This window comes from Streptomyces sp. NPDC028907 (assembly GCF_055564995.1).
This window is the reverse complement of record NZ_JBVHVE010000014.1, coordinates 96,144-117,299: the sequence shown is the minus strand read 5'-3', so window position 1 is coordinate 117,299 and position 21,156 is coordinate 96,144. Positions and strand designations below refer to the sequence as shown.

Here is a 21,156-nt window from a genome sequence, read left to right as displayed (position 1 = left end):
CTGTAAAAAATGTACAGGACGTACATGACGTAATGTGGGGAGCATGTCCTACGAGATTCCGGTGACGCAAGCCAGGGCTGAGCTCGCCGATCTGATCAATCGCGTGGTGTACGGCGGTGAACGCGTCGTCGTGACGCGGCACGGAAAGCCCCTCGTCGCCCTTGTCTCCGCCGCTGACCTGGAGCGACTGGAGAAGCTCGGGGAGCCGGCGGAACTCGCCGAGGAGCAGGTGATCAGCGCGGTCTCCAGCGTCCGCGAGGTCGCTTCCGCTCCCCGCGAACGGCAGCGCTTCGGTATCGCCGCCGAGCATCGGGGGGCGACCCCTTCGTAGCGCCCTTGGTTCGGGCCTTTGGAAAGCAGAGAACCGTGCACCCCCGTCCGCTACAGCGGGAGTGCACGGTCGCTTCGGTGTGCCGGTCGGTCAGCCGACGGCGGCCGGCTCCTTCTCGGGCGCGGGCTCGGTGCGCGTCGTACGCGCCTTCCTGACGGCGTCGCCCAGCAGTACGGCTCCCAGGCCGAGCGCGGCCCACCAGATCAGCGTCAGGGCCGGGCCGGTCGCCGCGGCGCCGTCGAAGAAGGACACCGAGCGCAGCAGGGTCGTGCCCGCGCCGGGCGGCAGCCACTGGCCGACCGCGCCGACCGGCTCGGGCAGCATCTGCGGCGCCGAGGCGCCTCCGGAGAAGGGGTTGCCGACCAGCATCACGACCGCGGCCATGATCCCGACACCGGCAGGCCCGACGAGGGCGGCGAGACCGGCGACGGCCGCGCTCACGGCCAGCGTCGACAGGGCGAACACCCCGGCCTCCGCCCACCAGTCGCCGGCGAGCACGCCCAGCCAGCTGTGCGCCAGCGCGGCCGCGATGACGCCGGTCAGGACGGCGGCCCCGACCAGTGCGCTCCCGGCACGGATGCCCCGCAGTCCGAGGAGGGTCACCGCCGCGCCGGCCGCCATGCCGGCCAGGGCCAGCGGCAGGACGCCCGCGCTGAGGGCGGCGCCGCGCGGGTCCGACGCGGGCGCGGGCACGACGTCCAGCGTCCTGACCTCCGTGCCCTGGGCGGCGGCCTGCTGGGACACCGCCTGCTGGAGCAGCTGGGCGACGGCCGGGCTCGCGGCCGACGCCGTCAGCAGCTTCGGGCCCTGCGGGGTGACGACGACCGCGCCGTATACGGTCCGGTCCTCGACGGCCTCCCGGGCAGCGGCCTCGTCGGCGTAGCGGTGGATCTCGAACGCGCCCTCGTGTCGCGCGAGTTGCCGCTCCACCTGGGCCGTGGCGGCGGTCGGCCCGGCCACTCCGAGGGGCAGGTCGCGGGGAGCGGTGCGGGCGGCGGGCCAGGCGAAGGCCCACAGGGCGAGCGCGGCCAGGACGGGGACTAGGACGACGACCGCGACCAGGTGCCGATGAGAGGCGGCGGGCCTGAGCGGCGTAGCGGAGGGGGTGGACATGAGGTCTCCCGGGTCCGATCTGAGAGAGGGTATTAAAAAGAAGGATCGTTCGTTCATTCGTGCTCCACCGTGCTCCCCGTCGTCGCCGCTTGTCAAGAAGGAATGTTCGTTTTACGTTTTGACCATGGCACGCGTATCCCAGGAGCACCTCGACGCCCGCCGCCGCCAGATCCTTGACGGCGCCGCCCGGCTCTTCGCCCGCAACGGTTTCCACGCCACGTCCATGCAGGACGTCCTCAAGGAGGTCGACCTCTCGGCCGGAGCGGTCTACCGCTACTTCGGCGGCAAGGACGAGCTGATCGCCGCGATCGTCAAAGAGGTGCTCGGCGAGATCCGCGCCGGCTTCGCCGACGTCACCCGGCAGAGCCCGCCGCCCCCGCCGGACCTGGCGGTCGGCCTGGTCATGGGCCGGACGCTGCGGGTGTGGTCGTCCCTGAACGTCGAGGGTGAGCCGCTCTTCCCGCGGCTGATCATGCAGGTGTGGGCGGAGACCGTGCGCAACGAGGAACTCGCGGCCGTGCTGACGGACGTGTACACCGAGCTGCGCGAGAGCTGGGTGCTGGCCGTCGAGGCGTACCAGGACGCCGGGATGATGCGGTCGGACATCCCCGCGGACCATGTCGCGCGCACCATGATCGCCACGGTGCAGGGGTTCGTCGCCCAGCAGGCCCTGTTCGGGGCGGCGCCGGTGGAGGTCCTCCAGGACGGACTGCGGGCCCTGATGAGCATGCCGGCCGACGCCTGAGAGATCACAGCTCGGTTAACGTGCCCGAAACGCGGTCCAACTAGCCTGCCCATCCACGCCACCAGGCACTTTGCCCCGTGGCCGCGGCAACCGGACCCCGCACGGTCCGGAGCGAGGACTGTGAGGTGGGACGTGCAACTGACCCCGCACGAGCAAGAGAGGCTGCTCATCCACGTGGCGGCCGACGTGGCCGAGAAGCGCCGCGCCCGTGGGCTGAAGCTGAACCACCCCGAGGCGGTCGCCCTCATCACGTCGCACATCCTTGAGGGCGCCCGGGACGGCCGTACCGTCGCCGAGCTCATGTCCTCCGGACGCAAGCTGCTGACCAGGGACGACGTCATGGAGGGCATCCCCGAGATGATCCACGACGTCCAGGTCGAGGCGACCTTCCCGGACGGCACCAAGCTCGTCACCGTCCACGACCCGATCGTCTGACGGGGGCTGCGTGATTCCCGGAGAGATCCTGTTCGCCGAGGACTCGATCGTCTACAACGAGGGCCGTGACGTCACCCGGCTGACCGTCCTCAACGCCGCCGACCGGCCCGTCCAGGTCGGCTCCCACTACCACTTCGCCGAGGCCAACCCCGGCCTGGAGTTCGACCGCGCCGCGGCCCGTGGCAAGCGGCTCAACGTCGCCGCCGGCACTGCCGTCCGCTTCGAGCCCGGCATCCCCGTCGACGTCGAACTCGTCCCGCTGACCGGCGCCCGCGTGGTGCCCGGACTGCGCGGCGAGACCGGAGGTGCCCTCGATGCCTGAGATCTCCCGTGCCGCGTACGCCGACCTGTTCGGGCCGACGACCGGTGACCGTATCCGGCTCGCCGACACCGATCTGCTGGTCGAGATCGAGGAGGATCGTTCCGGCGGTCCCGGACTCGCCGGGGACGAGGCCGTGTTCGGCGGCGGCAAGGTCATCCGCGAGTCCATGGGCCAGTCCCGGGCCACGCGCGCCGACGGCACTCCCGACACGGTGATCACCGGCGTCGTGATCATCGACCACTGGGGCATCGTCAAGGCCGACGTCGGCATCCGCGACGGCCGGATGACCGGCATCGGCAAGGCCGGCAACCCCGACACCATGGACGGGGTCCACCCCGACCTCGTCATCGGCCCCGAGACCGAGATCATCGCCGGCAACGGGCGGATCCTGACGGCCGGCGCCATAGACGCGCACGTCCACTTCATCTGCCCGCAGATCGCCGACGAGGCGCTGTCCGCGGGTATCACGACGCTGGTGGGCGGTGGCACGGGGCCGGCCGAGGGCTCCAAGGCGACCACCGTCACGCCGGGCCCCTGGCACCTGGCCCGGATGCTGGAGGCGATGGAGCAGTACCCCCTCAACATCGGCTTCCTCGGCAAGGGCAACACCGTCTCCCACGAGGCGATGCTGTCCCAGATCCGCGGCGGCGCGCTCGGTCTGAAGCTGCACGAGGACTGGGGCTCCACCCCGGCCGTCATCGACGCCTCGCTGACCGTCGCCGACCGGACCGGCATCCAGGTCGCCATCCACACGGACACCCTGAACGAGGCGGGCTTCGTCGGCGACACACTGGCGGCCATCGCCGGACGCGGCATCCACGCGTACCACACCGAGGGCGCGGGCGGCGGCCACGCGCCCGACATCATGACCGTCGTCTCCGAGTCGCACGTGCTGCCCAGCTCGACGAACCCGACGCGGCCGTTCACCGTCAACACCGCCGAGGAACACCTCGACATGCTGATGGTGTGCCACCACCTCAACGCGGCCGTGCCCGAGGACCTCGCCTTCGCCGAGTCGCGGATCCGGCCGTCGACGATCGGCGCGGAGGACGTCCTGCACGACCTGGGCGCCATCTCGATCATCTCGTCGGACTCGCAGGCCATGGGCCGGGTGGGCGAGGTCGTCATGCGGACCTGGCAGACCGCGCACGTGATGAAGCGGCGCCGGGGCGCGCTGCCCGGCGACGGGCGGGCCGACAACCTGCGGGTGCGGCGGTACGTGGCCAAGTACACGATCAACCCCGCCCTCGCGCAGGGCCTGGCCCGCGAGATCGGCTCCGTGGAGACCGGCAAGCTCGCCGACCTGGTGCTGTGGGAGCCGGCGTTCTTCGGAGTGAAGCCGCAGCTCGTCATCAAGGGCGGGCAGATCGCGTACGCGCAGATGGGCGACGCGAACGCCTCGATCCCGACGCCGCAGCCGGTTCTTCCGCGGCCGATGTACGGGGCCATCGGGCGGGCGCCGGCCGCGAACTCGTTCAACTTCGTGGCTCCGCTCGCCATCGAGGACGGGCTGCCGGAGCGGCTCCAGCTCGGCAAGCGGTTCGTGGCCATCGAGTCGACGCGTGGGGTCACCAAGGCCGACATGCGGCAGAACGACGCGCGGCCCGAGGTGCGGGTCGACCCCGACAGCTTCGCCGTGCACATCGACGGGGAGCTGGTGGAGGCCGCTCCTGCCGCCGAACTGCCCATGGCTCAGCGGTACTTCCTGTTCTGAGGTGGGTTGAGGGTGGCTGAGGTTGAGGGTGGTTGAGATGACTTTGGTGGCTGGGTTCTGATGTCGCGGGCAGCACTTCTGGTTCTCGCCGACGGCCGCTTTCCCGCCGGGGGGCACGCGCACTCCGGCGGGGCGGAGGAAGCCGTCAAGGCGGGGCGGATCACCGGGGCCGCGAGCCTGGAGGACTTCTGCCGGGGGCGGTTGCACACGGCGGGGCTTGTCGCGGCCTCGCTCGCCGCGGCGGCCGCGGTCGGGGTGGACGCGGTGGCGCTGGACGCGGCGGCCGATGCCCGGACGCCGTCGCCCGCGCTGCGGGTGGTCGCGCGCAAGCTGGGGCGGCAGTTGACGCGGGCCGCTCGGGCGACTTGGCCGTCAGGTGAGCTGGACGACCTGGCTCGGCGGTTTCCGAAAGGGGCTCATCAGCCGGTGGTGCTGGGGGTCGCTGCTCGGGCGGCGGGGTTGGGGGCCGTCGAGGCGGCTTACTGCGCGGCTTACGAGAGTGTGAGTGGGCCGGCGAGTGCGACGGTGCGGTTGCTGAGTCTTGATCCGTTCGACGCCACGGGGGTGCTGGCGCGGTTGGCGCCGGCGGTGGACCTTGTGGTGGATCGGGCGGTGGAGGCGGGGCGGCGGGTCGTCGGGGGTGGGGTGGCGGAGTTGCCTGCGGGGGGCGCTCCGCTGTTGGAGATCGGGGCGGAGGTGCATGCGGCTTGGGCAGTGCGGTTGTTCGCGTCGTAGGGGTGTTTCGCCCCCGCCGCCCTACCCGTCCCATCCCTTGAAGGGGCTCCGCCCCTTCGACCCCGCCAAGGGGCTCCGCCCCCTGGACCCCCATCGGCCCTCCGGGCCTCGTCCTCAAACGCCGGACGGGCTGGGGGTGCCTGGGGTGGCGAAGCCCCTGCGGGTGGGTGGGGGTTAGGGACGGCCTTGTCCTCAAGGTTGGACAGACTAAGAACGTATTGGAGCCGCTTCCATGCATCTCGACCACACTCACACCCACGACGGTCCCTCCGCCGTCAGTGCCGACGCGCACCGTTCGGATGGGACGCGTCGGGCGTTGCGTATCGGGCTCGGTGGGCCCGTCGGGTCCGGTAAGACGGCCACCGTGGCCGCGCTCTGCCGTGCGCTGCGCGACGAGTTGTCCCTGGCCGTCGTCACGAACGACATCTACACACGTGAGGATGCCGAGTTCCTGCTGCGGGAGGCCGTGTTGCCGCCCGAGCGGATCACGGCCGTGGAGACGGGGGCCTGTCCGCACACCGCGATCCGGGACGACATCTCCGCGAACCTCGAAGCCGTGGAGGAACTGGAGGACACGGTCGGTCCTGTCGATCTCATCCTGGTCGAGTCGGGTGGGGACAATCTCACCGCCACCTTTTCCAAGGGGCTGGTGGACGCGCAGATCTTCGTGATCGACGTGGCCGGCGGGGACGACATCCCCCGCAAGGGCGGACCGGGGGTGACCACCGCCGACCTGCTCGTCGTCAACAAGACCGACCTCGCGCCGTACGTCGGTTCCGACCTGGCCCGGATGGCGGCCGACGCCAAGGCTCAGCGGGCCGAACTGCCGGTCGTCTTCCAGTCGCTCCGGAGCGAGCCCGGCGTGCAGGATGTCGCCGACTGGGTGCGGGCGCAGCTCGCGGCGTGGACGGCGTGACCGTGACCGGTGGGGTACGGGCCGTCGCGCGGATCGTCGCCCGGGACGACGGTCGGGGCGGCACCTCGCTGCCCGTGCTGGACAGCGACGGGCCGCTCGCGCTCAGACGGACGCGGGCGAGCGGCGCCGAGGCGCGGGTCGTGGTCGTCGGCGCGATGAGCGGGCCCCTCGGCGGCGACCACTTCACCGTGGAGGCCGACGTGGAGCCCGGCGCCCGGCTGCGCGTCGGCTCGGCGGCGGCCACGATCGCCCTGCCGGGCCAGAACAAGGACGAGGCGAGGTACGACGTACGGCTGGCGGTGGCCGACGGGGCCGAGCTGCACTGGCTGCCCGAGCAGTTGATCTCCGCCCGGGGCAGTGACCTGTACGTCACGACACGCGTCGACGTCGGTGCGGGCGGGCGGCTCGTGCTGCGCGAGGAGCAGGTGCTCGGCCGGGTCGGTGAGGAGCCCGGTCGGCTCACCAGCCGTCTCCAGGTGCGGGTGGCCGATCGTGTCGTCATCGATCAGGAGCTCGCCTGCGGCCCCGGCGCACCGGGCGGCTGGGACGGGCCCGCGGGACTCAACGGTCATCGCGCCGTCGGGCAACTCCTCGTAGTACGGCCCGAGTTCGGCGACACTCCGGTGACGGCCCAGGTGCTGGGCGGCCACGCCGCGGTGATGCCCCTCGCCGGGCCCGCCGCACTGGTGAGCGCGGTCGCGCCGGACGCACTGCGCTTGCGCCGACTGCTCGACGAGGCGCTGGAGTTGCTCGACTCCGTCAACTGATCGGCATCCGCGGGAACTTGCGTTCCTTCTCCACCTCGGCCGCGGCCTGCTCGGCCTTGGCGACGGCCGCGTACTGGTCGACGTACTCCTGCTCGGACAGGGACAGGATGGCGTACATGATCTCGTCGGTGACGGCGCGCAGGATCGCCTTCTCGTTCTCCATGCCGGCGTAGCGGGAGAAGTCGAGGGGCTTGCCGAAGCGGATGGTGACCGGGTGGACGTTGGGGATGACCTTGCCCGGCGGCTGGGCCTCGAAGGTGCCGATCATGGCACAGGGGATGACCGGGACCTGGGCCTTGAGGGCCATCACCGCGACGCCGACCTTGCCCTTGTACAGGCGGCCGTCGTGCGAGCGGGTGCCTTCCGGGTAGATGCCGAGGAGCTCGTCCTTGCTCAGGACGCCGAGGCCCTCACGGATCGCGGCCTGGCCCGCCTCCTTGCCCGTGCGGTCGACGGGGATCTGGCCGGCGCTGCGGAAGAAGGCGGCGGTCAGGCGGCCCTTGAGGCCGGGGCCGGTGAAGTACTCCTTCTTCGCGAGGAAGGTGATGCGCCGCTTGAGCATCGCCGGCATCAGGAAGTGGTCGGAGAACGACAGGTGATTGCCGGCGACGATGGCCGCGCCCGTCGCCGGTACGTGCTCAAGGCCTTCTATTCGGGGGCGGAAGACCAGTCTCAGCAGAGGTCCCAACAACACGTATTTCAGTACGTAGTAGAACAAGAGGGTCGCTCCTCACTCCGGCGGTTCAGCTCCAGCCGCCGCGTTCTGGCAGGTCAACCAGCGTGCCGTGGGGCTGCCAGTGTAGGCGCAGGCGGGACAGGCCGGAACCGGGTCGGGTCGGACGTGTGCCGCCCGTGGCGATTCCTGGCTGGATGTCAGGGCGCTGGTGGGCGGGGCGGTTTGCGGGTGGGGAGGGGCCGCCGGACCAGCCTGGTGTCCGGGGTCGGTGTGCGGCAACCCGGTGGTGCGGTTTGGCGTGATCGTGATTGCCCGGTGGCAGGGCGGTCGCCCTTGCGGGGAGTCCTGGCGTCTGCTCGTTGGTCACGGCTCGTCACAGCCCGTCATAGCCGCACGATGATCAGGGCCGTGTCGTCCGTCGCGCCCCCCGGAGGCAGCAGCTCCAGCAGGACGGCGTCGGCGAGGGGCTCGGGATCGGATGTGCGATGGCGGACCAGGGAGTCGGCGAGACGGCTCAGCCCCGTGTCGATGTCCTCGCGGCGGCGTTCGATCAGGCCGTCGGTGTAGAGGGCGAGCGTCGCGCCGGGGGAGTACGTGGTGACGGCCTGCGGTCTGGGGATCGGGTCGGGGCGCGCGTCCAGCGGTGTGTCGGTGGCCTGGTCGAGGAACTCCACGGCCCCGTCGGGGTGGACGAGGACGGGAGGTGGGTGGCCCGCGCTGCTGTAGGCGATCGTGCGGGCGTCGAAGTCGATGAACGTCGTGACCACGGTGGCCGATTCGGCGCCGTCGACGACATGGGCGTACCGCCCCAGCACGTCCAGCGCCTGTGCCGGGCCGTCCGCGACGCGGGAGGTGGCGCTGAGCGCGCTGCGCAGCTGGCCCATCACGCCGGCCGCCGCGAGGCCGTGTCCGACCACGTCGCCCACGGAGACGCCGATGCGGTTGCCGCCCACCAGGTCGATCAGGTCGTACCAGTCGCCGCACACGTTCAGGGCGCCGACCGCGGGCCGATAGCGTACGGCGGCCCGGTGGTTGTGCACCTGTCGGCGGGCGGGCAGCATCGCCTCCTGCAGGGCGAGGGCCACCTCGCGGTCACGGGCGTGCGCCTGCCGCAGCCGGTCGTTGAGCTCTTGCAGCTCGCGGGCGCGGGTGTACAGCTCCGCCTCCAGGACCCGGGCCCGGCTGTCACCGCCCGCGCCGCCGCGCAGGTGGATGAGCTCGGTGACCTCCTCGACCCGGTGCAGGACGAACGCGACCCGGCCTTCAGGGTCGAGGACCGGCGCGTTGATCGGGCTCCAGTAGCGCTCCTCCCAGTGCCCGGGGCGCCCGGGATCCTCCACGTCGTAGCGCTGGAGCGCCATCGCGTCGCGCTCGCCGGTGGCCACCACACGCAGCATCGACGCCCGCACGTCGCGCATTCCGGTGGCGGCGGGGTCGTTGGGGTTGTCGGGGAAGACGTCGAAGATGTACCGGCCCACCAGCTCTGCGCGGCTGCGGCCGGACAGACGCTGGAAGTCCTCGTTCGCGTCGACGTAGACCAGCTCCGGGGTCAGCAGCGCCACCATCCCGGGCAGGCTCTGGAACACCGTCTCGTAGTCGATCGCGTTCTCGTCCATGGCTCCCGCTCCCGCCTCACCACCGGGACCCGACCATTTTCCCGCGTTGTACGGCGTATGTACCGATCTACTACATCTCATCCGGTCCGGCAGGTCAGGGCGAAGGATCCGTCAGTGACTGCTCGGCCCAGATGATCTTGCCCTCGGGGACGAAACGCGTGCCCCAACGCTGGGTGACCTGGGAGACCAGCAGCAGGCCGCGCCCGCCCTCGTCGGTGGTGCGCGGATGCCGCAGATGCGGGGCGGTGGCGCCGCCGTCGAAGACCTCGCAGACCAGCGCCCGCTCCCTGATCAGCCGCAGCCGGATGGGGCCGGTGGCGTAGCGGATGGCGTTGGTGACCAGTTCGCTGACGACCAGTTCCGTCGTGAAGGCCAGCTCCTCCAGGCCCCACTCCGTCAGCATCCGGGCGGCCGTCTTGCGGGCGTCGGCGACCGAGGCCGGATCGGACGGCAGGTCCCAGTCGGCGACCTGCTCGGTGCCCAGCAGCCGGGTGCGCGCCATCAGCAGGGCCACGTCGTCGTGCGGGCGGGCCGGGGTCAGGGCGTCGACCACCGTCCGGCAGTGCAGGTCGAGCGAGACCGCGTGCCGCTCCAGCGCCCGCCGCAGCCGGTCCCGGTCGGCGTCCACGGCCCAGTCGTCACCGTGCGCCAGCAGACCGTCGGTGTGCAGGGCGAGCGTGCTGCCCGCCGCCAGGGCCAGCTCGACCGACTCGTACGGGGGACCGCCCACGCCGAGCGACGCGCCCTGCGGCAGATCGACGAAGGTGACGCCACCGTCGGGCAGCACGACGGCCGGCGCCGGATGGCCCGCGGCCGCCATGGTGCACTGCCCGTCGACCGGGTCGTAGACGACGTACACGCACCCGGACCCCACGGACTGGGCGACAGCGGCCTCCTCCGCGGCCGTCTGCACGCCCTCCTCCCGGGCCGAGCGCGCCACCAGGTCGTCCAGATGGGCCAGTACCTCCTCGGGCGGCAGGTCCAGCAGCGCGAGGGTCCGTACGGCCGTCCGCAGCCGCCCCATCGCCGCGGCCGCGTCGATGCCGTGCCCGGGCACCTCGCCCACCACCAGGGCGACGCGGGCGCCGGACAGCGGGATGACGTCGTACCAGTCGCCGCCGAGGCCGGTCAGCTCGTCGGCCGGCCGGTAGCAGGCGGACACCTCCAGCGCGTCCTGCTCGGGCAGCCGGTGCGGCAGCAGGCTGCGCTGGAGGACCAGGGCGGCGTCCCGTTCGCGGGTGTAGCGTCGGGCGTTGTCGACACAGACCGCGGCACGTGAGACGAGGTCCTCGGCGAGGTTCAGGTCGTCCTCCTCGAACGGCTCCTGGCGATGGCGCCGGAAGAAGGTGGTGAGACCGAGCGTGACGCCCCGTGCCCGGATCGGCACGATCATCACGCTGTGCAGCCCCAGTTCGAGGAAGATGGCGGTCCGCCCTCCGCGCGCGTGTTCGGCCCAGGCCTCGCCCAGCGGATCCAGTCGCTCCGCGCGCCAGGACTGTGCCGTCCTGAGGCAGCGGATCGGCGGAGACCCCGCCGGGTACGTGACCACCTCGCCGATGTCGACGACGGCCTCCGGCACGCTCCGGGAGGCCGAACGCTGCCCCGCACGGCGCAGCGGCACCGAAGCCGTGTCGCCCAGCGGCCCGGCCGCCGGCTCCCCACCCCGCAGCACCGACTCCAGCAGATCCACGGTGACCAGGTCGGCGAGTCCCGGTACGGCCACGTCGGCCAGCTCCTGGGCGGTGCGCGTGATGTCGAGCGTACGGCCGATGCGCTCACCGGCCCGGTCGAGCAGGGCCAGCCGCTGCCGGGCGCGATGGCGGTCGGTGATGTCCTCCACCGTGTAGTACACGCCGGTGGGATGGCCGTCGCCGTCGTCGATCCGGGTGAACGACATCATGTGGGCGGTCTCGCGCAGCGGGGCGGAGCGTGCGTGGCCCACGTGCTCGTAGCCGACGATCGGTTCGCCCGTCGCCAGCACCTGGCGCATCTGGGCCTCGATGGACTCCGCGTCCAGACCGGGCTGGACGTCCGCCAGCCGCAGTCCGAGCCGGTTGGTCGGAGGGCCGCCGCCGTACTGGGCGAGGGCCGCGTTCGACCACACGTAGCGCAGGTCCGTGTCGACGATCGCTATGCCGACAGGGGAGCGGGTGACCATCTGCTCCAGCGTGGCGCGGCTCATGTCCCAGCCGGGCGCGTCCGCGAGCTCCGACAGCAGCACGAGCCAGCGTGCCGGGCCCTGGGCGTCGAGGGCCGAGGTGATCCGCGCCATGAGCCGGACCGGGGGGCCGTCCCGGTGCACGGCGGTGAGCAGCCCCGCCCAGCCGCCGTCCCTGCGACACCGCGCGATCAGCTCCGGCACCCGTCCCGCGTCTTCCGCACTCAGCAACTCGCCGACGCTCTTCCCGACGGTCTCCGGTGCCGCGTATGCCAGCAGCCGCTGTGCGTTCCTGGTCCACGCCGTCACCAGACCCTGCGCGTCGAGCAGCACGGGCGCGGCATCCGCCACGTCGAACCCCTGCCCGGCAACGCCCCGCTCCTCGTGTGTGCCCACGGCCGACCTCTCTGTCGCTGAGAGCGGTCTACCACCTCTTGTCCCCATCTTCACCCTTCCGGTCACCGCTGCCTCTTTGCGAGGGCCGGGAGTGGGGGTGGACGCGCGGGCGCGGAGGGCCGGGGAAGGCACCGTCGGCGGGGTCCGGCGGTCAAGGACTGGGGCGTTTGCCAAAGGGCTCGCGTGTTCGGGCGGCAGCCCGGCCCTCACCGCTCGGCAGCCCGGCCCGCCACCGCTCGGGAGCCGGGCCGCCGGTGTTCCGGGTCGCTTACGCCAGTACCTTCTCCAGCGCCCCCAGCGCTCCCGTCAGCTCCTCCGCCGTGATCGTCAGGGGTGGTGCCAGGCGGATGGTGGAGCCGTGGGTGTCCTTGACCAGGACGCCCTCGCGCATCAGACGCTCGCCGATCTCGCGGCCCGTGCCGACCGCCGGATCGATGTCGACACCCGCCCACAGGCCCCGCGCGCGGAAACCGACGACGCCCCGGCCGAGCAGGGCCGACAGGCCGCCGCGCAGGACCACGCCCAGTTCGGCGGCGCGGCGCTGGAACTCGCCCGTCTCCAGGAGCTCGACCACAGCAGTGCCGACCGCGGCGGCGAGCGGGTTGCCGCCGAACGTCGAGCCGTGTTCGCCCGGCCGCAGCACCCCGAGCACGTCACGACGGGCGACCACCGCGGACACCGGCACGATGCCACCGCCCAGCGCCTTGCCGAGCAGCAGCATGTCCGGCACGACCGACTCGTGCTCGACGGCGAGCGTGCGCCCCGTACGGCCGAGGCCCGACTGGATCTCGTCCGCGATGAACAGGCAGCCCTCGCGGCGGGTCAGCTCACGGACCCCGGCCAGATAGCCCTCGTCGGGGATCAGGACCCCCGCCTCGCCCTGGATCGGCTCCAGCAGCACCGCCGCCGTCGTCTCGTCGACCGCCGCCTCCAGCGCCGCCAGGTCGTTGTAGGGCACGATCCGGAAGCCCGGCGTGAACGGGCCGAAGCCCTGCCGCGCGCTCTCGTCCGTGGAGAACGACACGATGGTCGTCGTACGGCCGTGGAAGTTGTCCGCCGCGACCACGATCGTCGCCCGGTCGGCCGGGACGCCCTTCACGTCGTACGCCCACTTGCGCGCCACCTTGATGCCGCTCTCCACCGCCTCGGCGCCGGTGTTCATCGGCAGCACCATGTCCAGGCCGGTCAGTGCCGCCAGCCGCTCGGCGAACCGGGCGAGCCGGTCGTTGTGGAACGCCCGGGAGGTGAGGGTCAGGCGGTCCAGCTGCGCGTGCGCCGCCTCGACCAGCGCCGGATGGCGGTGGCCGAAGTTCAGCGCCGAGTAGCCGGCCAGCATGTCGAGGTAGCGGCGGCCCTCCACGTCCTCCACCCAGGTGCCCTCGGCACGGGCGACGACCACGGGCAGCGGGTGGTAGTTGTGCGCCAGGACCGGCTCCTCGGCGCGGATCAGATCGGCGGACGAACGGGTCGTACGGGTCTGCGCGGGCGCGGTCATGAGCGGATCTCCTGGGTGCAGCACTTGATGCCACCGCCGGCCTTGCGGAACTCCGACAGGTCGACGGGGACGGGGACGTAGCCGCGCTCGTCGAGGCGCGCGGCGAGCGCCTCGGCCTGCGGCGCGATGAAGACATGGCGGCCGTCGGACACGGAGTTCAGACCGAAGGCGGTCGCGTCGTCACGGGTGGCGAGCACCGCGTCCGGGTACAGCCGCGCGAGCACCTCACGACTGCCCGGCGAGAACGCCTCCGGGTAGTAGACGATGTTGTCGTCGTCCAGCACGAACAGTGCCGTGTCCAGGTGGTAGAAGTACGGATCCACCAGCGTCAGGCTGATCACCGGGTGGCCGAAGAACTCCTGCACCTCGCGGTGCGCCTCCCGGGTCGTACGGAATCCGGTGCCGGCCAGGACGTACCGGCCGGTCCAGACCAGATCACCCTCGCCCTCGCACACCGACTCGGGCCGGTACACGTCGAAGCCCGCCGTCTTGAACCACGTCTCGTAGTGCGTGGACTCCGGGCGGCGCTCGGGCGCGTGGAACAGGGAACCGAAGACGCGGCCGCCGACGACGACCGCGGAGTTCGCGGCGAACACCATGTCGGGGAGACCGGCGACCGGCTCCAGCGTGTCGACCGAGTGGCCGTGGGAACGGTAGGCGCGGATCAGCGCCTGCCACTGCTCCTGGGCCAGATCGACGTCCACCCGGACGTCGGGCTGCATCCAGGGGTTGATCGCGTACTGCACGGCGAAATGTCTGGGTTCGCAGACGAGGAAGCGCCGCCGGCGCGGCACACGGGTTTCGGGCACAGAGGGGTTCCTCCGCTTCCTACGGTGTTGATGAGGATTGACACCAAGGTAAGAAAGCGGGCTGACGAGCGACAAGAAACAGGAATTGCGTGTCCACGCAGGAATGCTGCGTCTTCGGCTGGTTCAGCGCACGTGTGCTGCGTCACTCGGGGCGGCTGTCGGGGCGGCCGCGGGGACTGGCTGGCTCGCGCCCGCCTCCGGACTCTCCGGGATGAGATGGGACAGCACCATCACGCTGATCGTCTTGCGGATGAACGGCTCGACCCGGATGCGCTCCAGCACCTCCTCGAAGTGCTCCACGTCGCGCGCCCGCACATGCAGCAGCGCGTCCGCGCCCCCGGTCACCGTCATCGCCGCGGTGATCTCCGGATGGTTGCGGACCACCTCCGCCAGCCGCCGCGGCGGGGCCGCGCCCTCGCAGTACACCTCGACATACGCCTCCGTACGCCAGCCCAGCGCCGACGGCTTGACCGTGGCCGTGAACCCGGTGATCACGCCCGTGTCGCGCAGCCGGTCCACGCGCCGCTTCACCGCCGTCGCGGACAGCCCGACGCTCGTGCCGATCTCGGCGAAGCTCGTCCTGGCGTTCGCCATCAGGGCGGTGATGATCTTCCGGTCGAGTTCGTCGAAGGACGCCGCGCCGCTGTTCATGAGGGCACTGTAAGCGGCCCGCCACCCAGCGCGAACGCGCACCGGCAGCACATGTCCAAGCGTGCGAATTGCTCCTACACTCCGGGTTCATGCTGCGCGCCCTGGCTGTCGACGACGAACGCCCCTCGCTGGAGGAACTCCTCTACCTCCTGCACGCCGACCCCCGCATCGGCAGTGCGGAGGGGGCCGGCGACGCGACCGAGGCGCTGCGCCGCATCAACCGCGCCCTGGAGTCGGGGCCCGGCGGGCCCGAGGCGATCGACGTCGTCTTCCTCGACATCAACATGCCCGGCCTCGACGGACTGGACCTGGCCCGGCTGCTCACCGGGTTCGCCACCCCGCCGCTGGTCGTGTTCGTCACCGCCCACGAGGACTTCGCCGTCCAGGCCTTCGACCTCAAGGCCGTCGACTACGTCCTCAAACCGGTCCGCAAGGAACGGCTCGCCGAGGCGGTCCGGCGCGCCGTCGAACTGCGCGCCGCCGCCCGGCGCGACGCCCCGCCCCGCATACCCGTGAGCGAACCCGACCCCGACCACATACCCGTGGAGCTCGGCGGCGTGACCCGCTTCGTCGCCGTCGACGACATCACCCACGTCGAGGCCCAGGGCGACTACGCCCGCCTGCACACCGACAAGGGCAGCCACCTCGTCCGCATCCCCCTGTCGACCCTGGAGGAGCGCTGGCGCTCGCGCGGCTTCGTCCGCATCCACCGCCGCCATCTCGTCGCCCTGCGCCACATCGGCGAACTCCGCCTGGACGCGGGCTCCGTCAGCGTCATGGTCGGCGCCGAGGAACTCCAGGTCAGCCGGCGCCACGCCCGCGAGCTGCGGGACCTGCTCATGCGGAGGTCGTGACCATGCCCCAGAACCCCGCCGACCGCCGCGTCGTCGTCACCGGCCCGCCCCGGCAGACCCGCCGCGTCTCCGGCTACTACCGCCCCCGCACCGAGATCGACGAACAGACCACCCTCGGCCACACCTACGTCCGCTCACTGATGCGCACCCAACTGCGCACCGCCCTCGCCGTGTTCGCCGTCCTCGGCCTCCTCGTCGGCCCGCTGCCGCTGCTCTTCGCGGCGATGCCGGACGCCCAGCACCTGGTGTGGGCGATCCTCGGCTTCGGCCTCTACGCCCCACTGGTCCTGCTGGCCCGCTGGTTCGTACGCCGCGCCGAGCGCAACGAACGGGACTTCGTACGGCTCGTCGAGGACCGCTGAACCCAAGAGACCGACCGAGCCCAAGAGACCGACCGAACCTGAGAGAACCGATGCGGCCGTGAACTCCAGCTACGCCGTCCCCGCCGTCGCCCTCGTCGTCCTGGCGACCGTCCTCGTCGGCGCCTTCGGCCTGCGCATCTCCCGCACCACCTCCGACTTCTACGTCGCCTCCCGCACCGTCGGCCCCCGCCTGAACGCCGCCGCGATCAGCGGCGAGTACCTCTCCGCCGCCTCCTTCCTCGGCATCGCGGGCCTGGTCCTCGTGCAGGGCCCGGACATGCTCTGGTACCCGGTCGGCTACACCGCCGGCTACCTGGTCCTGCTGCTGTTCGTGGCGGCCCCGCTGCGCCGCTCCGGCGCCTACACCCTCCCGGACTTCGCCGAGGCCCGCCTCTCCTCCCAGGCGGTGCGACGGCTCGCGGGCGCCTTCGTCGTCGGCACCGGCTGGCTGTACCTGCTGCCCCAGCTCCAGGGCGCCGGACTGACACTGACCGTGCTGACGAACGCACCCGACTGGCTGGGCGGAGTCATCGTCGCCGTCGTCGTGGTCGCCATCGTCGCCGCCGGCGGCATGCGCAGCATCACCTTCGTGCAGGCCTTCCAGTACTGGCTCAAACTCACCGCTCTGCTCGTCCCGGCCCTCTTCCTGATCCTCGCCTGGCAGGGCGACGGCGCTCCCCGCCACGCCTTCGACGAACCGGCGACGTTCCGTGAACAGAGCGCCGTCCGCGTCGACGACACCCTCGACCTGAAACTCGACCGCCCCCTGACGGTCACCGTCACCGGCACGGTCGACGGCCGCACGCACGAGGACGACAAGATCCGCCTCCCCGCCGGCACCCACCACATCGAGTCCGGCACCCGCCTCACCTTCGACAAGGGCGCCCCCGTCCCCGAACCCGACCGCGGCAGCGGTGGCAGCCTCTCGCCGTCGCAGGCCGAGAACCGCGGCGAACGCCCGCTGTACGCCACCTACGGCCTGATCCTCGCCACCTTCCTCGGCACCATGGGTTTGCCGCATGTCGTCGTCCGCTTCTACACCAGCCCGCACGGCGTCGCCGCCCGCCGCACCACCGTCGCCGTCCTCGGCCTGATCGGCGCCTTCTACCTGCTGCCCCCGGTCTACGGCGCCCTCGGCCGTCTCTACGCCCCCGAACTCACCCTCGCCGGAGACGCGGACGCCGCCGTCCTGCTGCTGCCCGAGCGGATGATCGGCGGCCTCGGCGGCGACCTGCTCGGCGCGCTGGTCGCGGGCGGCGCCTTCGCCGCGTTCCTGTCCACGGCCTCGGGCCTGACCATGGCCGTCGCGGGCGTCCTCACCCAGGACGTCCTGCCGTCCCGCGGCGTACGGCACTTCCGGCTCGGCACCGTCCTCGCCATGGCCGTCCCGCTCGCCGCGAGCGCCCTGGTCGGCGGGCTCCCCGTCGCCGACGCGGTGGGCCTCGCCTTCGCCGTGTCGGCGTCGTCCTTCTGCCCACTGCTCGTCCTCGGCATCTGGTGGCGCCGGCTCACCCCGCCCGGCGCGGCCGCCGGAATGCTGGTCGGCGGTGGCTCGGCACTGCTCGCCGTCGCGGCGACGATGGCTGGTTTCCCGGGCTCCGGAGCGCTGCACGCGCTGCTCGCCTGGCCCGCGCTCTGGTCGGTGCCGCTGGGCTTCCTCACCATGATCCTGGTGTCGCTGGCCACCCCGGGCCGGGTCCCGGCGGGGACGGCGGCGATCCTGGCCCGGTTCCATCTGCCGGAGGAACTGCGCGCGGAGGTGAAGGCATGAGCGGTTTCATCGCGGGCCTGTGCGTGGCGATCCTCCCGCTGCTCGCCGCCGGTTTCTGGCTCGGCCGGCGCACCGCCCGTCCCGAGAACTCCGGCGGCCTCGGCACCCCCGTCGAGCACGCCACCTTCGAGACGCTCCACACAGCCTCCCTCGCGGCGCCCCCGCTGCGAGCCGGCCTCACCGAGGAGACCGCCCGCAAGTCGGCCCGCAGACTCCGCTCACTGCTCGGCACGGACGCGCTGTGCCTCACCGACCAGAAGGACGTGCTGGTCTGGGACGGCGTCGGCGGACATCACCGTACGGAGATCATGGAACTCCTCGCCGGCCCCCTGGAGTCCGGCCGCGGCGAGGCCTTCCCGCTCACCTGCGACACCGCCGACTGCCCCGTCCGCTGGGCCGTGGTCGCCCCGCTCACCGTCGACGACCGCGTCCACGGCGCCCTCGTCGCCTGCGCGCCCCGCGAGTCCGCGGTGCTCGTACGGGCGGCCGGCGAGGTGGCCCGCTGGGTCTCCGTCCAATTGGAACTGGCCGACCTCGACCAGTCCCGCACCCGACTGATCGAGGCCGAGATCAAGGCACTGCGCGCCCAGATCTCCCCGCACTTCATCTTCAACTCGCTCGCGGTGATCGCCAGCTTCGTCCGCACCGACCCCGAACGCGCCCGCGAACTGCTCCTGGAGTTCGCCGACTTCACCCGCTACTCCTTCCGCAGGCACGGTGACTTCACCACCCTCGCCGACGAACTCCACGCCATCGACCACTACCTGGCCCTCGTGCGGGCACGCTTCGGTGACCGCCTCTCCGTCACCCTCCAGATCGCCCCGGAGGTACTGCCGGTCGCCCTGCCCTTCCTGTGCCTCCAGCCGCTCGTCGAGAACGCCGTCAAACACGGCCTGGAGGGCAAGACGGCCCTCGCAGGCAAGAGCCACATCAGCATCACCGCACAGGACGCGGGCGCCGAGGCCCTCGTCGTCATCGAGGACGACGGCGCCGGCATGGACCCCGCCCTGCTGCGCCGCATCCTCGCCGGCGAGGTCAGCCCGTCGGGCGGCATCGGACTGTCCAACGTCGACGACCGGCTCCGGCAGGTGTACGGCGACGCCTACGGCCTCGTCATCGAGACCGCCCCGGGAGCGGGCATGAAGATCACCGCCCGGCTGCCGAAGTACCAGCCGGGCGTGCACTCCGCGGGGCGGCTCAACAGGGATTGAGACAGGCCCCGGCGCCGGGCTCCGCGGCTCAGGTGCTGCGGCTGACGACCAGCCCCAGCGTGATCAGCCCCAGCACCACCCACCCGAACCACAGCCAGCCATTGCTCCCGAGCGCCACCGTGTAGGCCGTCACCACGACGAGACCTCCGACGGTGACCACCCCCATCGCCTTGGTAGAACTGTCCGTAGACCCGCCAGAACCGCTAGAACCGGGCATCGCGACACCCTCCTCATGGTTCGTCCCCCTCCATGGTGCCCCCGTTCTGCTTCCTGACGGTGCACACGACGAAATGAGTCCCGTTCTTCCAGGACCCCTCGCTCGTCCAGGAGCCCGCCGTGTACACGGAGGGATCGAACCCGTAGTCGCGCGGCGGCACCTCACGGGCACACGCCGTGTCCGATTCGGTGCGGGCCTCGGTCAGTGTGACGTCGGCGCCCAGTCGGGTGAATCCGAGTACCTGCTCGTCGTGCGGATCCGCGCAGGACACCAGGCGGGCGTCCCGGCGCGAGCGCACGTCCAGACAGTCCCGCCGCTGCATGGTCGCCGTGTCGGCGAACGCCGACCCAGCCTTCCGGTACTCGCCCAGCGGCCCGAAGACCGGTCCGTGCGCCCCCAGCACCAGACAGGCGGTACGCCGCCCGGCCGCCTCGAACCCCGCCTCGGACGGTACGACGGCGAAGCCGCGCACATCCGCGAGCCGCTCGCGGATCGCCTCCGTCCGCTCCTCGCACGCCGCCGGCCCTTCCCGGCGCGCCTCGGCGGCGGACGCGGCGGCGACGAACGCCATCACCTGCCCGTCGGGCGCCAGCTCCCGGCAGCCGGGATCCAGACGCAGCCGGGGCGTGCCCTGGAAGGCGCTCGCGCCGGGCCAGTCGGCCAGCACGCAGTCACCCTCCTTCAGCGGATCCTGGAGCCCGACGGCGTCGCCGTACGGCCGCTCCGACCCGCGGCGGCCCGACTCCCGGTCCATGGCGTACCAGGCACCGCCCCCCGCCAGGGCCAGCCCGAGGAGGCCGGCGAGCACCGCGTGCAGGATGCGGGGACGGGTCCGACGCGGCCCTGAGCCGGGCTCGGGCGACGGGGAGGTCACAGGCGTCACGGGCGTCATGGGTGTCCCGGGCGGCGCTCCACCCCAGTGCGGCTGCGAGCCGAGGTCGGTCCGGGTGCGCGCGTACGCGTCGACCTCGGGTGTGACGATCCGTGACAGCGCCGCCTCCGCCTCCGCCGCGGACATCCGCCGTGCCGGATCCTTCTCCAGCAGGGCCCGTACGACGGGTCCCAGCGCCCCGGCCCGCGAGGCCGGCCGGGGATCCTCCATGACCACCGCGGTCACCTGGGCGAGATGCGACTCGCGGTCGAAGGGCCCCCGCCCCTCGACCGCGTGGTACAGCGTGCAGCCCAGCGAGAACAGATCCGTGGCCGGCGTGGGCGCCCCGCCCGTGACCCGTTCCGGCGCCAGATAGCCCGCCGTACCCACGAGCGCCGACGCCAGTGTGTACCGCGTCTCCCCGGCGTCCGGCCGCACCGAGATGCCGTAGTCGGCGAGCAGCACACGTCCGTACGGCGCCCCGGAGCGGTCCGGTGCGAGCAGGATGTTCGCCGGTTTCACGTCCCGGTGCATGACGCCCCGCTCGTGTCCGGCGGTCAGTGCGTCGAGTACGGCCAGTCCGATGCGGGCGCACTCCGCGGGCGCCGGCGGACCGTGCCGGTCGACGAGATCACGCAGGTTGACGGCGCCGGCCACGTACTCCATGACGATCCACGGCAGCCCCTCGTGCTCCAGCACGTCATGCACGGTCACCACGTGCGGGTGTCCGCGCAGGCCCGCCGCGTGCCGGGCCTCCGCGCGGGCCCGGGCCACCCTGGCCTCGCGCTCGTCGGCCTCGGCCGGGTCCCGGAACACGATCTCCTTCAGCGCGACCTCGCAGGCGAGTCTCTGGTCGTGGGCCAGCCAGACATGGCCCATACCGCCGCTGCCGAGCCGGTTCAGCAGCAGATACCGGCCGGCGACGACCCGGCCCACTCCCGACGTCGGTGATCCTGAGGGCATCCGGTGACTCCCGGGTTCTGCGGGTGCG

General features: G+C 72.1%; 21 protein-coding genes. 12 read left to right on the top strand and 9 right to left on the bottom strand.

What is annotated here, in order from left to right; all coding sequences use genetic code 11:
* Positions 1-43: 43 nt before the first annotated feature.
* Positions 44-331, top strand: a complete 288-nt coding sequence (locus ACZ4UU_RS34960) for a type II toxin-antitoxin system Phd/YefM family antitoxin (protein ID WP_471907410.1) — start codon at positions 44-46, stop codon at positions 329-331.
* Positions 332-421: 90 nt separating this feature from the next.
* Here the strand turns inward: ACZ4UU_RS34960 and ACZ4UU_RS34955 are convergent, their stop codons facing one another.
* The gene (locus ACZ4UU_RS34955) at positions 422-1,444 is read right to left on the bottom strand and encodes an ABC transporter permease (protein WP_471907409.1); all 1,023 of its coding nucleotides are present in this window, start codon (positions 1,442-1,444) and stop codon (positions 422-424) included.
* Between the two features lie 124 nt (positions 1,445-1,568).
* On the opposite strand from ACZ4UU_RS34955, the gene ACZ4UU_RS34950 reads away from it, so the two are divergent.
* From ACZ4UU_RS34950 to ACZ4UU_RS34920, 7 genes are all read left to right on the top strand, one after another.
* Positions 1,569-2,189: a TetR/AcrR family transcriptional regulator gene (locus ACZ4UU_RS34950; protein WP_471907408.1), complete on the top strand. Its 621-nt coding sequence runs from the start codon at positions 1,569-1,571 to the stop codon at positions 2,187-2,189.
* 132 nt (positions 2,190-2,321) lie between these two features.
* Complete coding sequence (locus ACZ4UU_RS34945) at positions 2,322-2,624, top strand: urease subunit gamma (RefSeq protein ID WP_010988499.1); 303 nt, start codon at positions 2,322-2,324, stop codon at positions 2,622-2,624.
* Between the two features lie 10 nt (positions 2,625-2,634).
* The gene (locus ACZ4UU_RS34940) at positions 2,635-2,946 is read left to right on the top strand and encodes an urease subunit beta (RefSeq protein WP_471907407.1); all 312 of its coding nucleotides are present in this window, start codon (positions 2,635-2,637) and stop codon (positions 2,944-2,946) included.
* Positions 2,939-4,660: an urease subunit alpha gene (locus ACZ4UU_RS34935; protein ID WP_471907406.1), complete on the top strand. Its 1,722-nt coding sequence runs from the start codon at positions 2,939-2,941 to the stop codon at positions 4,658-4,660. The genes ACZ4UU_RS34940 and ACZ4UU_RS34935 overlap by 8 nt, the downstream gene beginning before the upstream one ends.
* 60 nt (positions 4,661-4,720) lie before the next feature.
* The gene (locus ACZ4UU_RS34930) at positions 4,721-5,395 is read left to right on the top strand and encodes an urease accessory protein UreF (protein WP_471907405.1); all 675 of its coding nucleotides are present in this window, start codon (positions 4,721-4,723) and stop codon (positions 5,393-5,395) included.
* Positions 5,396-5,627: 232 nt separating this feature from the next.
* Entirely contained in the window at positions 5,628-6,311 is a 684-nt protein-coding gene (ureG, locus tag ACZ4UU_RS34925) for an urease accessory protein UreG (RefSeq protein ID WP_471907404.1), read from the top strand.
* Positions 6,299-7,078 carry an urease accessory protein UreD gene (locus ACZ4UU_RS34920; protein WP_471907403.1) on the top strand — a complete coding sequence of 260 codons (780 nt, stop codon included), beginning with the start codon at positions 6,299-6,301 and terminating at the stop codon, positions 7,076-7,078. Before ureG ends, ACZ4UU_RS34920 begins: the two co-directional genes overlap by 13 nt.
* Here ACZ4UU_RS34920 and ACZ4UU_RS34915 read toward each other — a convergent pair.
* From ACZ4UU_RS34915 to ACZ4UU_RS34890, 6 genes are all read right to left on the bottom strand, one after another.
* Positions 7,071-7,796 carry a lysophospholipid acyltransferase family protein gene (locus ACZ4UU_RS34915; RefSeq protein ID WP_471907402.1) on the bottom strand — a complete coding sequence of 242 codons (726 nt, stop codon included), beginning with the start codon at positions 7,794-7,796 and terminating at the stop codon, positions 7,071-7,073. The two genes, ACZ4UU_RS34920 and ACZ4UU_RS34915, sit on opposite strands and share 8 nt — an antisense overlap.
* Before the next feature lie 341 nt (positions 7,797-8,137).
* Positions 8,138-9,370 (bottom strand): PP2C family protein-serine/threonine phosphatase, encoded by a 1,233-nt coding sequence (locus ACZ4UU_RS34910; RefSeq protein WP_471907401.1) that lies wholly within the window; start codon positions 9,368-9,370, stop codon positions 8,138-8,140.
* 94 nt (positions 9,371-9,464) lie between these two features.
* Positions 9,465-11,924, bottom strand: a complete 2,460-nt coding sequence (locus ACZ4UU_RS34905; protein ID WP_471907400.1) for a SpoIIE family protein phosphatase — start codon at positions 11,922-11,924, stop codon at positions 9,465-9,467.
* Positions 11,925-12,192: 268 nt separating this feature from the next.
* A complete protein-coding gene (gene rocD, locus ACZ4UU_RS34900) occupies positions 12,193-13,419 on the bottom strand; it encodes an ornithine--oxo-acid transaminase (RefSeq protein ID WP_471907399.1) in 1,227 nt (408 codons plus the stop codon).
* Complete coding sequence (gene ddaH / locus ACZ4UU_RS34895) at positions 13,416-14,228, bottom strand: dimethylargininase (RefSeq protein ID WP_471907398.1); 813 nt, start codon at positions 14,226-14,228, stop codon at positions 13,416-13,418. Before ddaH ends, rocD begins: the two co-directional genes overlap by 4 nt.
* Positions 14,229-14,351: 123 nt before the next feature.
* A complete protein-coding gene (locus ACZ4UU_RS34890; protein WP_471907397.1) occupies positions 14,352-14,879 on the bottom strand; it encodes an Lrp/AsnC family transcriptional regulator in 528 nt (175 codons plus the stop codon).
* Positions 14,880-14,968: 89 nt separating this feature from the next.
* Here ACZ4UU_RS34890 and ACZ4UU_RS34885 point away from each other — a divergent pair, with 89 nt between their 5' ends.
* The 4 genes from ACZ4UU_RS34885 to ACZ4UU_RS34870 are packed head-to-tail and all read left to right on the top strand — an operon-like array spanning position 14,969 to position 19,077.
* On the top strand, positions 14,969-15,733 hold the full coding sequence (locus ACZ4UU_RS34885; RefSeq protein WP_471907396.1) for a LytR/AlgR family response regulator transcription factor: 765 nt from the start codon (positions 14,969-14,971) through the stop codon (positions 15,731-15,733).
* A 2-nt stretch (positions 15,734-15,735) separates the two neighbouring features.
* A complete protein-coding gene (locus tag ACZ4UU_RS34880; RefSeq protein WP_471907395.1) occupies positions 15,736-16,095 on the top strand; it encodes a hypothetical protein in 360 nt (119 codons plus the stop codon).
* 58 nt (positions 16,096-16,153) lie between these two features.
* The gene (locus tag ACZ4UU_RS34875) at positions 16,154-17,866 is read left to right on the top strand and encodes a sodium/solute symporter (RefSeq protein WP_471907394.1); all 1,713 of its coding nucleotides are present in this window, start codon (positions 16,154-16,156) and stop codon (positions 17,864-17,866) included.
* The gene (locus tag ACZ4UU_RS34870; RefSeq protein ID WP_471907393.1) at positions 17,863-19,077 is read left to right on the top strand and encodes a sensor histidine kinase; all 1,215 of its coding nucleotides are present in this window, start codon (positions 17,863-17,865) and stop codon (positions 19,075-19,077) included. The genes ACZ4UU_RS34875 and ACZ4UU_RS34870 overlap by 4 nt, the downstream gene beginning before the upstream one ends.
* Before the next feature lie 28 nt (positions 19,078-19,105).
* On the opposite strand, the gene ACZ4UU_RS34865 is transcribed toward ACZ4UU_RS34870, so the two are convergent.
* Both ACZ4UU_RS34865 and ACZ4UU_RS34860 read right to left on the bottom strand, forming a co-directional pair.
* Positions 19,106-19,294: a hypothetical protein gene (locus tag ACZ4UU_RS34865; RefSeq protein WP_217214079.1), complete on the bottom strand. Its 189-nt coding sequence runs from the start codon at positions 19,292-19,294 to the stop codon at positions 19,106-19,108.
* 13 nt (positions 19,295-19,307) lie between these two features.
* On the bottom strand, positions 19,308-21,128 hold the full coding sequence (locus ACZ4UU_RS34860; RefSeq protein ID WP_471907392.1) for a serine/threonine-protein kinase: 1,821 nt from the start codon (positions 21,126-21,128) through the stop codon (positions 19,308-19,310).
* Positions 21,129-21,156: the final 28 nt, after the last annotated feature.